Annotated in this window: 10 protein-coding genes; 8 read left to right on the forward strand and 2 right to left on the reverse strand. The window is 50.0% G+C overall.

Annotation, left to right across the window (positions count from 1 at the left end; translation table 11 throughout):
- Window positions 1-501 precede the first annotated feature (501 nt).
- From FNY66_RS03280 to metG, 6 genes are all read left to right on the forward strand, one after another.
- Window positions 502-1,956: an aminotransferase class I/II-fold pyridoxal phosphate-dependent enzyme gene (locus tag FNY66_RS03280; protein WP_087149764.1), complete on the forward strand. Its 1,455-nt coding sequence runs from the start codon at window positions 502-504 to the stop codon at window positions 1,954-1,956.
- A gap of 55 nt (window positions 1,957-2,011) precedes the next feature.
- Entirely contained in the window at window positions 2,012-2,866 is an 855-nt protein-coding gene (gene speE, locus FNY66_RS03285) for a polyamine aminopropyltransferase (protein ID WP_150310287.1), read from the forward strand.
- Window positions 2,863-3,750 carry an agmatinase gene (gene speB / locus FNY66_RS03290; protein WP_087149762.1) on the forward strand — a complete coding sequence of 296 codons (888 nt, stop codon included), beginning with the start codon at window positions 2,863-2,865 and terminating at the stop codon, window positions 3,748-3,750. The genes speE and speB overlap by 4 nt, the downstream gene beginning before the upstream one ends.
- Before the next feature lie 76 nt (window positions 3,751-3,826).
- Entirely contained in the window at window positions 3,827-5,029 is a 1,203-nt protein-coding gene (locus FNY66_RS03295) for a saccharopine dehydrogenase family protein (protein ID WP_087149761.1), read from the forward strand.
- A gap of 24 nt (window positions 5,030-5,053) precedes the next feature.
- Entirely contained in the window at window positions 5,054-6,331 is a 1,278-nt protein-coding gene (nspC, locus tag FNY66_RS03300; protein ID WP_150310288.1) for a carboxynorspermidine decarboxylase, read from the forward strand.
- Window positions 6,332-7,024: 693 nt separating this feature from the next.
- Window positions 7,025-8,959 (forward strand): methionine--tRNA ligase, encoded by a 1,935-nt coding sequence (metG, locus tag FNY66_RS03305; RefSeq protein ID WP_087149759.1) that lies wholly within the window; start codon window positions 7,025-7,027, stop codon window positions 8,957-8,959.
- 96 nt (window positions 8,960-9,055) lie between these two features.
- On the opposite strand, the gene FNY66_RS03310 is transcribed toward metG, so the two are convergent.
- Together FNY66_RS03310 and FNY66_RS03315 are read right to left on the reverse strand one after the other, a co-directional pair.
- On the reverse strand, window positions 9,056-10,144 hold the full coding sequence (locus FNY66_RS03310; protein WP_150310289.1) for a pyridoxal phosphate-dependent aminotransferase: 1,089 nt from the start codon (window positions 10,142-10,144) through the stop codon (window positions 9,056-9,058).
- Window positions 10,145-10,201: 57 nt separating this feature from the next.
- Window positions 10,202-11,062 carry a DegV family protein gene (locus FNY66_RS03315; RefSeq protein WP_150310290.1) on the reverse strand — a complete coding sequence of 287 codons (861 nt, stop codon included), beginning with the start codon at window positions 11,060-11,062 and terminating at the stop codon, window positions 10,202-10,204.
- 182 nt (window positions 11,063-11,244) lie between these two features.
- Here FNY66_RS03315 and FNY66_RS03320 point away from each other — a divergent pair, with 182 nt between their 5' ends.
- Together FNY66_RS03320 and FNY66_RS03325 are read left to right on the forward strand one after the other, a co-directional pair.
- Window positions 11,245-11,613 (forward strand): UvrB/UvrC motif-containing protein, encoded by a 369-nt coding sequence (locus tag FNY66_RS03320; RefSeq protein ID WP_087149756.1) that lies wholly within the window; start codon window positions 11,245-11,247, stop codon window positions 11,611-11,613.
- Complete coding sequence (locus tag FNY66_RS03325; RefSeq protein WP_087149755.1) at window positions 11,603-14,191, forward strand: ATP-dependent Clp protease ATP-binding subunit; 2,589 nt, start codon at window positions 11,603-11,605, stop codon at window positions 14,189-14,191. Before FNY66_RS03320 ends, FNY66_RS03325 begins: the two co-directional genes overlap by 11 nt.
- Window positions 14,192-14,222: the final 31 nt, after the last annotated feature.

The raw sequence follows: 14,222 nt of genomic DNA on the forward strand, positions 1-14,222 counted from the left end.
GAAAGAAACTTCTTGAATTCCTTACGGTTTTATGCTACGATACCAAATGTATGGAAAGCAGATATATGGTACGTTCTCCATGCAAATATTTTACGCGGCGCAAAGCTGCATTATTGATTGAGTTAGGAGCTCAAATTTTATAAGTTGGTTACTTTATAACCGCGGTGTGCACAATACGCATACACAACTTGTGAAACGGTCAATAAGAGTAGTAAAAGTAAAAATATTTGCTATATAGACTCTACGTCCAATATCTGTTATATCTGTAAATCAGACGGGTCCTTCCGCGCAGGGAGGGCGCGAATATAACGCGATATCACACAGGCTGGGTGCAAAGTGCATCCGGCCTGTTTTTGTCGTAACACTTCATGAGCAAAGAAGCTGCGCAGCCGTAGTAACCACGTTAGTGCGGCTTTGCGAATGGCGCGTGCTGAACTGTTACTTTTCGGTAACATGGCAGGCGGATGCATACGCCGCAATCTTACATAGCGGAGGTTTGAGATGGAGAGATCATTACAGAAGAGAGCGCCGATTTATGAGGCGCTGGAACGTTTCCGGCGGAACAGGGTCGTGCCTTTTGACGTGCCGGGGCATAAGCACGGAAGAGGAAATCCGGAACTGGTGGAACTATTGGGGGAGCGGTGTGTCAGTATCGACGTGAATTCCATGAAGCCCCTGGACAATCTGTGCCACCCGGTATCCGTGATCAAAGAGGCGGAGGAGCTGGCGGCTGACGCATTTGGTGCTGAACATGCATTCCTGATGGTGGGAGGAACGACGTCGGCAGTTCAGACTATGATCCTCTCGTGCTGCAAGAAAGGCGACAAGATCATACTGCCGAGAAATGTGCACCGCAGTGCGATCAACGCCATGGTGCTCTGCGGAGCAAAACCCATCTATGTAAATCCGGATGTGGACCAGAGGCTGGGAATATCGCTGGGGATGAAACGTGCTGATGTGGAACGGGCGATCGAAGAAAATCCGGACGCCGTGGCGGTATTTGTCAATAATCCGACCTATTACGGTGTATGCTCTGATCTGCGGGCGATTGTTAAGATGGCGCATGAGAAGGGCATGAAAGTTTTGGCAGATGAGGCACATGGGACACATTTTTATTTCGGAAATAATTTACCGGTTTCTGCAATGGCAGCGGGAGCAGACATTGCTTCGGTAAGTATGCATAAGTCCGGCGGAAGCCTGACACAGAGTTCTTTCCTGCTGACCGGGAAGGGAATGCATCCGGGCTATATCCGCCAGATCATCAATCTGACGCAGACGACAAGCGGATCCTATCTGCTGCTGTCCAGTCTGGATATTTCAAGGAGAAATCTTGCCCTGCGCGGAGAAGAATCTTTTAAGATGGTGACGGAACTGGCGGAATACGCGAGAAAAGAGATCAACCAGATTGGCGACTACTATGCGTTTGGGCGGGAGATGGTAAACGGCGACAGTATTTTTGATTTCGATCCGACGAAACTGTCAATCCACACGCTGGATATCGGCCTTGCCGGGATTGAGGTGTATGATATTCTTCGGGATGAGTATGACATCCAGATCGAGTTCGGGGATTTGGGCAATATCCTTGCCTATCTGTCCATCGGCGACAGGAAGCGGGAGGTAGAACGGCTTGTGACAGCGCTTGCAGATCTGAAACGCAGATACAAGAAAGATAAAACCGGCATGCTCACTCAGGAGTATATCGCTCCGAAGGTGGTCATGACACCCCAGGATTCATTCTATGCGGAGAAAGAATCTCTGCCGCTTAAAGAGACCAAAGGGAGGATATGTTCCGAGTTCGTTATGTGTTATCCGCCGGGAATACCGGTGCTGGCTCCGGGGGAGGAGATTACTGATGAGATCATCGATTATATCGTCTATGCGAAAGAAAAGGGATGCTCCATGACCGGACCGGAGGATGAGCGGATCGAGCGGCTGAATGTGCTGACCGGAAGATAAACTATGATACGACGGCGAGCAGACAGATATTGTGGAGGGAGAGTGAGAAGAAGATATGGAAATGTGGTTTTCTGATATACATACGGACGGCGTGAAGCTGTCCATCCGCATTGAAGAGCAGCTCTTCAGTGCACAGAGTGAGGTGCAGAGGATCGATGTTCTTGAATCAAAGGATTTCGGGAAGATACTCGTTGTGGACGGAGACCTGATGCTGACGGAGCGGGATGAATTTATCTATCATGAGATGATCACACATGTACCGATGGCAGTGCACCCGGATGTAAGGCAGGTGCTTGTCGTGGGCGGAGGAGACGGCGGCGTCGTGCGGGAACTGATCAAGTATGATACGATCGAGACGATCGATGTAGTGGAGCCGGATCCGCTGCTTGTGGAGGCATGCCGGAAATATATCCCGGAGATAGCCAACAGCCTGACAGATGAGAGAGTCAGTATCTTTAATGAGGACGGTCTGAGGTTTATCCGGTCGAAGAGCGATGCCTATGATCTGATCATCATTGATTCCCCGAATCCATTCGGAGCGGGAGAGGGACTGTTTACGAAGGAGTTTTACGGCAACTGCTACAATGCCCTCCGCGAGGACGGTGTTATGATCAATCAGAATGAGAGCCCGTTCTATACGGAGGAAGCTTTTCAGTGCCAGCGGATGCACAAGAGGATACTTGAGACATTTCCGATCTGCCGTGTGTATCAGGCGCATATTCCGTCTTACCCGTCGGGGCACTGGCTGTTCGGTTTCGCCTCGAAGAAATATCATCCGCTGGATGATCTGGACAAAGTAGGGTGGAAACTGAAAGGAATACATACGAAATATTACGAACCGAGGCTGCATGCCGGAGTATTTGCACTTCCGGCCTATGTGGAAGCCCTGCTGGAGGATGTAGAGAGATGATATGGAAAAATACAGTGAATTTTATCGGCTGTGATGCTGAATATGCGGAGGCGGAGGTCGTGATCTTCGGTGCGCCCTTTGACTCTACGACGTCATTTAGGCCAGGTACCCGGTTCGCAGGTCAGTCAGTGCGGAATGATTCTTACGGACTGGAGATCTACAGCCCGTATCAGGATAAAGAACTGCCGGAAAATGTCGTATACGACTGCGGCGACCTTGAGCTGGCGATCGGAAGTTCTGAGAAAGTGCTCGAGCAGATCAGAGAATGTACGGAAAGTATTCTGAAAAACGGAAAACTGCCGTTTATGATCGGTGGAGAACATCTGGTCACATTGGGGAGTGTGCGCGCGGCGGCGGAGAGATATCCGGATATGCACATTATCCATTTTGATGCGCACACGGATCTGAGAGAGGATTATCTGGGAGTGAAACTCTCCCATGCGTGTGTGATCCGCAGATGCTGGGAAGTGCTGGGAATGCAGGACAAAAGCAAGAGTGCGGACGGACGGATCCACCAGTTCGGCATCCGTTCCGGTGAGAAAGTGGAGTTCGACTGGGCGAGAGAGGGACATACGGATTTTCACCCGTTTACGCTGGACGGGCTGGATAAAGTGCTGGAACAGATCGGGGATGCGCCGGTGTATTTCACGGTCGATCTGGACGTGATGGACCCGTCGGTATTTCCGGGGACCGGGACGCCGGAGCCGGGAGGTATTGACTTTCTCACAGCTATGCGCGGTGTGACGAAAGTATGTGAGCGTGTGAATCTGATCGGGTGCGACGTAAACGAACTGTGTCCGCCCTGTGATCCCACAGGCGCGTCTACAGCTGTGGCGTGCAAGATCATCCGTGAGATGCTCATAGCGGTGACAAACCGGAAATGATGATAAGTAAAGATATAAAAAAGATATGGGCTCGGAAAGAGCAGAGAGTCATAGGAGAAAAGAAAGGAGATTTATCATGGGAAAAGTAATGGTGATCGGCTGCGGAGGAGTAGCCAGTGTAGCAATTCATAAGATCTGTCAGAACAGCGAGGTGTTCTCTGAGCTGTGTATTGCCAGCAGGACCGTGTCAAAATGTGACGCCCTGAAAGAGAAACTGCAGGGGACCACGAAGACAAAGATCACAACTGCACAGGTGGATGCGGATAATGTGGAAGAACTGACAGAGCTGATCAAAAGAGAGCAGCCGGAGGTGGTGCTGAATCTGGCGCTGCCGTATCAGGATCTGACGATCATGGATGCATGTCTGGCAGCAGGTGTGCACTATATCGATACGGCAAACTACGAGCCGGAAGACACGGCGAAATTCGAGTATAAATGGCAGTGGGCTTACCGGGAGAAATTTGAGAAGGCCGGACTTACCGCTCTTCTCGGCAGCGGATTTGATCCCGGTGTCACAAGCGTATTTTCAGCTTATGCACTGAAACATTATTTTGACGAAATAAACTATATTGACATCTTAGACTGCAATGCGGGTGACCACGGATATCCGTTTGCCACGAATTTTAATCCGGAGATCAACATCCGTGAGGTGTCTGCAAAAGGCTCCTACTGGGAGGACGGCCACTGGGTAGAGACAGAGCCCATGGAAATCAAGCGCGTGTACAATTTTCCGGAAATCGGAGAAAAAGATATGTATCTGCTCCATCACGAGGAGATCGAGTCTCTGGCACTCAATATTCCGGGGATCAAGAGGATCCGTTTCTTCATGACGTTCGGGGAGAGTTATCTGACACATCTGCGCTGTCTGGAAGATGTGGGCATGACATCCATCGAGCCGATCATGTACGAGGGGAAAGAAATCGTGCCGCTCCAGTTCCTGAAGGCAGTACTGCCGGATCCGTCATCTCTGGGTCCGAGGACAAAAGGGAAGACGAATATCGGATGTATCTTTATCGGAAAGAAAGACGGACAGGAGAAGAAGCTCTATATCTATAATACATGTGACCATCAGGAGTGTTATAAGGAAGTAGGATCCCAGGCGGTCGCCTATACGACAGGTGTGCCGGCGATGATCGGAGCGATGATGGTAATGACCGGCACATGGAAGAAACCTGGCGTCTACAACATGGAAGAGTTCGATCCGGATCCGTTTATGGACGCCCTGAATAAATGGGGACTGCCATGGAAGATCAGTGAAGATCCGGAACTGGTGGATTAAATTGCTCTGGAGCGAACGGAAATTATGAGAAAAGATGAACTGAGGACTCCCTGCTATGTAGTACAGGAGAGCAAACTGAGGAAGAATCTGGAGATATTAAAGTCGGTACGCCAGGAGACAGGATGCCATATCCTGCTGGCGCAGAAGGCGTTTTCCATGTATCATTTATATCCTCTGATCGGAGAATACCTGGATGGTGCGACGGCGAGCGGACTGCACGAGGCACGGCTCGGATATGAGGAGATGGGGAAGGAGAACCACATCTTCTCCCCGGCGTATAAAGAGGAGGAGATGCCGGAGATCCTGAAGATGTGCGATCATATCGTGTTTAATTCTCCGGCCCAGTTCCGGAAGTATAAGGATCAGGTCAGGGCATATGGACGCCGGACTGACGGTCAGGACGGATCTGCGGATGCCGGAAGCATGTATGGTGGATGCGCGGGGGGCAGGAGCATGGGGCTTCGTATCAATCCGGAATGCTCCACCCAGGAAGGGCATGCGATCTATGATCCGTGCGCTCCGTTTTCAAGACTGGGCACTACTCTGGAACAGATGCAGGCAGAGCTGACGGAGGAAGAAATCAGTGAGTTGGACGGACTTCATTTTCATACACTGTGTGAGCAGAATTCGGATGATCTGGCGACAACATTGAGAGCTGTAGAGGAGAAGTTCGGGAAATATCTCCATCAGATGAAATGGGTGAACTTCGGTGGAGGACACCATATCACGAGGGAGGACTACGACCTTGAGCTGCTGAAGAAATGTATCCGTCATGTGAAGGAGACTTATGATGTGGAAGTCTATCTGGAGCCGGGGGAGGCTGTGGCGCTCAATGCCGGGGAGATGATAACAGAAGTGCTTGAGATCGTGGACAACGGTATGAAGATCGCGATACTGGATGCATCTGCGGCGTGCCATATGCCGGATGTATTGGAAATGCCTTACCGGCCGCCGTTGAAAGACGCGTGGGAACCAAATGCAGAGGAAAGTGTGGTATGCCGGGAGGGAAGTGAAACTGCGGAAGACGGAAGCCTGCATGGCGAATGCGCGGGCGGCCGGCAGTATATTTACCGGCTCGCAGGACCGACATGCCTTGCAGGCGATGTGATCGGCGACTATGCGTTCGATCATCCGCTGCAGTGCGGCGAGAGACTTGAGTTTCAGGATATGGCGATCTACACGATGGTGAAGACAAATACATTTAACGGCATGAACCTGCCGGATATCGTACTCGAGAGAGAGAACGGAGAGTGTGAGATCGTGCGGACATTCGGATATGAAGATTTTAAGTCGAGGCTGTGACACAGCAGTTCAGCTTTGTAAATAGCGCGGGCTGAACCATTTTCCGAACAGCGATAAAGTATGGTCTTTACTTGACAATCATTTCCCTGTGTGCTAACCTTTTTTACAGGTCAAAGAATATATGATGATCGACAAAAGCGATGATGAAGAGAGTAATCTGGCGGAAGTCTTACAGAGAATTCCCGGAGGATGCGGACACTAGTTCATGCATCTGTGCTGAGAGGGATAGATGGAAAGCAGATGAACATGGCTTCTGAGCAGCGCACCGAACTATGGAGGATTTATTCATCCATAGCGAGACTGCGATGGGGACCGCCCATTACAGCGGAGAAGTGCTGACAGGCACTTGCTGAGGTCTTATCCCGTGAGGGAGAGATGAAGAGAAGTGGTAACACGGTTTGATATCCGTCTTCTTGCTCTTATTAAGAGAGCAGGAAGGCGGTTTTTGTTTAATAGGAAACTTTCGTTTCCTATTAAACAAAAACGCTCCGCGGGATGCACACTCGCGCGAAGTGGGAACTTGTCGCTAAAGCGACCGCGCTCGGCGCGAGAGTTCCGCTTGCGGAACTCTTTGTTCTGTTACAAAAATAGTTGGTGAAAAGGGGACAGGGTAAAATTCAGTTTGGGACACCCTGAAGTTTGATTCGGGACGTAGTAAAACCCGAAATGAGTACGTCCCCAAAGGAGGTTAATATGTCAGAGAATCAGAAACCAAAGTATTACATTACCACGGCGATCGCCTATACATCAGGCAAGCCGCACATCGGAAACACGTATGAGATTGTCCTTGCGGACGCTATTGCGCGTTACAAGAGAAGCCAGGGATATGACGTGTTCTTCCAGACAGGTACAGATGAGCACGGTCAGAAGATTGAACTGAAAGCGAATGAGGCGGGAATCACTCCGAAGGAATTCGTGGACAACGTATCTACTGAGATTAAAAGGATCTGGGACCTGATGGATACATCTTATGATAAATTCATTCGTACGACGGACGCTGATCACGAGAAACAGGTTCAGAAGATATTCAAGAAGCTGTACGATCAGGGAGATATTTACAAAGGATATTATGAAGGAATGTACTGTACTCCGTGCGAGTCGTTCTTTACGGAGTCACAGCTTGTCGATGGCAAATGTCCGGACTGCGGACGCGAGGTACAGCCGGCGAAAGAGGAAGCATATTTCTTCAAGATGAGCAAATATGCAGACCGTCTGATCGAGCATATCAACACACATCCGGAGTTCATTCAGCCGGTGTCCAGAAAGAACGAGATGATGAATAACTTCCTGCTCCCGGGCCTGCAGGACCTGTGCGTATCCAGAACCTCCTTTAAATGGGGAATCCCGGTTGATTTTGATCCGAAGCATGTTACTTACGTATGGCTTGATGCGCTGACAAACTATATCACCGGTATAGGATACGATGCTGACGGCAACAGCACGGAGCAGTTTGGGAAACTGTGGCCGGCGGACCTGCATCTGATCGGAAAGGATATTATCCGTTTCCATACGATCTACTGGCCGATCTTCCTGATGGCATTGGGGCTGCCGCTTCCGAAGCAGGTGTTCGGACATCCGTGGCTTCTTCAGGGGGACGGTAAGATGAGCAAGTCCAAGGGAAATGTGCTCTATGCTGATGAACTGGTTGATTTCTTCGGTGTGGACGCGGTGCGTTATTTCGTGCTCCATGAGATGCCGTTTGAGAACGACGGTGTGATCACATGGGAGCTGATGGTAGAGCGTCTGAATTCCGACCTTGCAAATACACTTGGTAATCTTGTAAACCGTACAGTTTCTATGACAAATAAATACTTTGGAGGAACAGTGACGGACAAGGGCGTTGCAGAGGAAGTGGATGCAGATCTTAAGTCTGTTATTGAGAAGACGCCGAAAGCAGTTGAGGAGAAGATGGACGGTTTAAGAGTTGCAGATGCAATCACGGAAATCTTTAACCTGTTCAAACGATGCAATAAATATATCGATGAGACGATGCCGTGGGCTCTTGCAAAAGACGCTGCGAAGAAAGATCGACTGGAGACCGTGCTGTGGAATCTGATTCAGGGTATTTCCGCAGGTGCAGAGCTCCTGGAATCATTCATGCCATCAACAAGCAGGAAGATTCTGGAGCAGCTCGGCGGCGGACACGTGACGGATAAGCCGGAGATCCTCTTCCAGAGACTGGATCTCGAGGAAGTCATGAAGAAAGTTGAGGAACTCCACCCGCATGTGGAAGAGGCTGAGACTTCTGACAATGCCGATGGCGGGGCAGAGGAGAAAGCTGTGATTGATATCGAGCCGAAAGACGAGATCACATTTGACCAGTTCGGGGCAATGCAGTTCCAGGTGGGTGAGATCATCGCGTGTGAGGAAGTGAAGAAGTCAAAGAAACTTCTCTGCTCTCAGGTGAAGATCGGAAGTCAGGTAAAACAGATCGTGTCAGGCATCAAGGCTCACTACACACCGGAAGAGATGGTGGGCAAGAAGGTCATGGTACTTGTAAACTTAAAGCCTGCAAAACTGGCAGGAGTGCTTTCAGAAGGAATGCTTCTGTGCGCGGAAGATGCGGATGGAAATCTGTCGCTGATGGTGCCGGAGAAAGATATGCCGGCAGGGGCAGAGATCTGCTAATATAGGCTGGAATATTAAAACGGTAAGAAAAGGGACAGGGCTAATCTTGATTGGGGACGTAGTAAAATCCGATTTTACTACGTCCCCAATCAAAGTTTACCCTGTCCCTAATTCATGCAGCAGCCGGCTGTTCGCTTCCGGCATCATGACGCAGAACCGTATAAATTCTCCGTCGAGACACTGGAACGACGAGCAGTCCCTGATCATGAGTCCTGCCTTAATGCACCGTTCAAACACATCAAAGGATGTGATCCCGTCTTTTATGATCTTTACGAGCAGGAAATTGGCGTATGGCTCGTAAGTTTTATACCCTGGCATCTGAGACACTGCCTGATACATCCGATCCCGCTCTGAGAGGATCAATTCTCTTGTCTGCCTGATATATTCCTGATCTTTAAACATCTCTTCTCCGGCGAAGGCGCCGATGCTGTTTAATGACCACGGGATCTGTTTTTCTTTCATCTTCTCTAGAAATTCTCTGTTGCCTGTGATTCCGTATCCGAACCGCATGCCCGGAGCGGCAAAGAACTTGGAAACGCCGCGCAGCACCATCAGATTCTCATGATCGCAGGTAAGCGGGACTGCGGTAACCGCGGATATGTCCGGCGCGAATTCTACGTATGTTTCGTCGATCATGACGAAAATATTGCGGGAGGCGCAGAAGGTGAGCAGCCGCTCCATATCTCCGCGAAGGATTGCAGAGGAAGTCGGATTGTTCGGGTTACAGAGGATGAGAAAATCATAGCCATTCTCAAGTGTACGGCAGAGATCATCCACATCCAGATGAAAATCTTCATCTTCTTTCAGATGATAATAACCCTGTGTACTTCCGGAAAAGGATAGCTCCCGCGAATACTCGGAATAGGTGGGGCCCAGTATGAGTGTGTGCCGGGGTGCGAGTGTCTCGATCAGCAGTGAGATCAGCTCGCTGGAACCGTTGCCCGGCAGAATGAATTCCGCCGGGATATGGCAGTATTCGGAGATTGTCTGCCGGAGCGATGAGTACTCCCTGTCCGGATAGGATGAGAGCAGATCCAGATGTCCGGCAATCGCACGCTTCACCTTTTCGGACAGTCCGAGCGGGTTGACGTTTGCTCCGAAGTTGGTAATATCTTCTTTATTTAAATGATAGTACTCACATATTTTTTCGATATCGCTTCCGTGGAAGGCAGGTCTTGCAGTCATAGTTGATACTCCTTATGCAGCATTTACTGACATCAGATAACTAAACCGTTACAAACATTACTTTGTTTCGAACAATATCCCCAGCGTATTCGGCCCGCAGTGGCAGGAGATCGTGCAGCTTGCTTTTGTTACATGGATTTCTTTGAAAGCCATTGTGTCTTCTACAGTTTTTCTTACTAAATCGATGTATTCCTGCGGGATGCCGGAGTGCGTGATGAACAGAAGATCCGTATTGATGTCCGGATGCCTTGCAAGTTCATCCTTTACATATTTTACGAGCACTTTGTCCAGTGCACCGCGGTATTTCTTTCCGACGCTCATGCTTCCGTCATGGTTATCCACCTGGATGCTCGGTTTGAGCTTCAGGATATTTGCGCCGAGAGCTGCGACGGCCGAGCATCGCCCGCCCGCGTGGAGAAATGTGAGGGTGTCAAGTACAAAACTGGCGTGACGTTTGGATGTACTGGCGCGGAGCTTCCCAGCGATCGTTTCGGCATCCATTCCTTCTTCGATCATTTTCCCGGCGGCGACGACAGTCAGACCTGTTCCAGTAGAAAGGTTGCAGCTGTCTACGACATGGACGTGTCCGAGCTCCTGAGCTGCAAGGCAGCAGTTCTGATATGAGCTGGAGAGTGCGTGACCGAGATTGACATGGATAACTTCGTATCCATCCTCGACCCAGGGGCGGAAATGATCTATGTATTCCTGGACATTTACTGCAGAAGTTTTCGGAAGTACTTTATGGTCATAGTATTCCTGGTAGACCTGCTCCGGCGTGATATCGACATTGTCCAGATAATCTCTGCCATTCAGGTTGATATGTAACGGAAAATAGTTGACGTGATATCGTTCTTTCAATTCTTCGTCTAGATCGCAGGTGCTGTCTGCGCTTAATATGATCTTTTTCTTTTCTGACATATAAAATAACCTCCATATATGAGATTAGTATATCACAGTTTTGGGAGGAAAAAAGCATAAGCCTGCAAAAACTATTGACTTTTTAAAATTTATATACTATATTATTAAAAACTTAACTATTAAATCTTAAACAACGCCGGTTTTCCAGCCGGCGGTATTGTAGTATAAAGAGGTGAGCAGAAATGAGATGCCAATTTTGTAACAAAGAAAGGGTAGACAGAGTTTTTTACATAAACTGGCTGGGAACAGTCTATCAGGTTCCGGTATGTGCGGACTGCCTGCGGAAGATGTGGAATCAGGCTTCAGCAGCAGGCCGGACAGAAGAATTTAAGAATTATACGGGCTGGTGGCCCGGAAAGCCTGACCCAAGGCACTTGGGAGACAGGGCATTCCCGGATGCTGCTGTTCCTGGGCTGGTTAAGAGACGTAAGCTTGCAGCACTGCGGGTGCGTCTGAGTGAGGCGGCCGAGACAGAGAATTATGAAGAGGCGGCAAAACTGCGGGATGATATTGCAGTGATTGAAAAGGAGGTGTGTACACATGGAAATTAATCTGGGGATATTCAGCCAGCGGACAATGAAAGTATTTCAGTCGGCGCTGCGGTTTGTGACGCACATGGAGCATGGCTTTATAGGAAGTGAACACTTCCTGTGGGCGCTGGCGGCAGATCGGGGCACAGCGGGAAGAGCCCTGAGGCGCAATGGACTGGATCAGAAGCTTATAGAGGAATATCTTCATCAGTATGATTTTAATGCAAAAGCAGGCGGAAGTTTCCAGGCTGTACAGATTTCTGATGAAGCAGAACAGGTACTGCATATCGCGGAACGGCGCTCAAAGGCACAGGGACATCATCAGACAGAGCCGGAAGATTTGTTGAGAGCAATCCTGGATGCGGGAGACTGTGCTGCATCGCAGCTTATTTCCTCTCTGGAAATGGATCCGGAGGAGATAAGAAGAGAACTGGGGCCCGGACAGCCTCCGATGCTTGTGAGAAATGCACCGCAGGGAGATGTGGTGTCGGGAGAAAGCGTAGCAGGAGATGTTGCGGCAGCAGAGCCAACGCAGGGCGAGACTGCATACAGTGGAAACCCGGCACAGGCTGGAAGGGCAGACAGAGCGAATGTAGAAGACGAGCAGCCGGAGGATGAAGATGTGCCGGTGCTGGAGAAATTCGGCACGGATATGACAGAAAAAGCATCGGAAGATGCATATGATCCGATGATCGGCCGGGAGGATGTACTGGAGCGTGTGATTCAGGTGCTGTCCAGGAGAACTAAAAATAATCCGGTGCTCACAGGAGAGCCTGGAGTCGGTAAGACCGCAGTTGTTGAAGGCCTGGCAGAGCGTATTGCAGATGGAGTTATTCCTGCAAATCTGAGAAACAAGCGTATCATTGCCATGGATTTGGTGGGGATGCTTTCAGGTGCAAGATTCCGCGGTGACTTTGAAGAGCGGATGAAGAATTTTCTCGAAGAGGCGGAAGCTGACGGCAATGTGATTCTCTTTATTGATGAATTACACATGATCATGGGAGCGGGGGCAGGTGCCAGTGAAACGATGGATGCGGCGAATATTCTGAAGCCGATCCTTGCAAGAGGCAGACTGCAGGTGATCGGTGCGACAACTCTAAAAGAGTACCGCCGTCATATCGAGAAGGATGCAGCTTTTGAGAGAAGGTTCCAGCCTGTTGCCGTAGAGGAGCCGGATCAGGAAGATGCTGTAAAGATTCTTCTGGGCCTGAAAGGAAAATATGAATCGTACCACGGACTTATCATTACAGATGAAGCTGTCCGGGCAGCAGTCACTCTGTCAGCGAGGTACATACAGGACAGATTCCTGCCGGACAAAGCGGTGGACCTGATGGATGAAGCTGCTTCCCGTATTAAGACGAGAGGTCTGACGACCCCGCCGTATCTTGCGGAACTTGAGCAGGAGATCAAACGGATAGAGCGTCAGAAGAAGCAGGCGGCTGACGCGCAGGAATACGAGAGAGCCGCAATCCTGCGGGACAGTCAGAATGCACTGGTCAAAGAGCTGACCCAGAAACAGACCGAATGGCAGAAGAAGCAGTGCAGCCGCGTTGACGCAGAAGATATTGCTGAAGTTGTTGCCGCGTGGACGAAGATACCGGTGACTATGCTGACGGAGAATGAGGCCGTGCAGCTTCGCTCCCTGGAAGCATCGCTCCACAGCCGTGTCATCGGTCAGGAGGATGCGGTGAGTGCCGTAGCGAAAGCAATCCGCCGGGGAAGGACGGGAGTGGCGGATCCGGAGAGGCCGGTCGGATCATTTCTGTTCTTGGGACCGACGGGAGTTGGAAAGACTGAGCTGTGCAGAGCTATGGCGGAGGTTATGTTCCATGACGAAAATGCGATGATCCGGCTTGACATGTCAGAGTATATGGAGCAGTATACTGTGTCCAAACTGATCGGTTCGCCGCCGGGATATGTAGGCTATGACGAGGGCGGGCAGCTTACGGAACTTGTACGCAGGAAACCATACAGCATTATACTTCTGGATGAGATAGAGAAAGCCCATCCCGATGTGTGGAATACTCTGCTCCAGATTCTGGATGACGGGCGGCTGACAGATGCCCAGGGACGTACGGTCAGCTTTAAGAACACGATCATCGTTATGACGTCCAATATCGGAGCGCGGGAGATTACGGGAAAAAGTTCCCTTGGATTTGCCAGAAATGAGGAGAACGAAGAGATCCGCCGTGAGGCAAACATCAGAAGCCGTGTTATGGAAGCTGTAAAGGCAACATTTCGTCCGGAGTTCATTAACCGTCTTGATGAAGTGATCGTATTCCATCCGCTTACAAAGGCGGATGTGAGAAGAATTGCAGATCTGCAGATTGCGAAATTTGCGGAGAGAATGCAGAAGCAGGGCGTTGCACTGCGAGTGGAGGAAAGTGCTCTGGAATTGCTCGCGGAGAAAGGATATGATCCGGCGTTTGGCGCACGGCCGTTGAAGCGGACAATCCAGTCAATGCTGCAGAATGCCGTGGCGGACTGTATTCTGGATGCTAAACCGGGAGAGGGAGAAACTCTTGCGGCGACTTCTGACGGAGAGAAGATTAAAGTGGAGCGGAAGGCTCTGATAAAAGAAGAATATGCACTGACGTAAGATAAAGAGAAAAGAACCCCCAAAGAGTATT

The organism is Mediterraneibacter catenae (assembly GCF_008691045.1).
In the GTDB taxonomy this organism is placed as follows: Bacteria; Bacillota; Clostridia; order Lachnospirales; family Lachnospiraceae; genus Mediterraneibacter; species Mediterraneibacter ornithocaccae.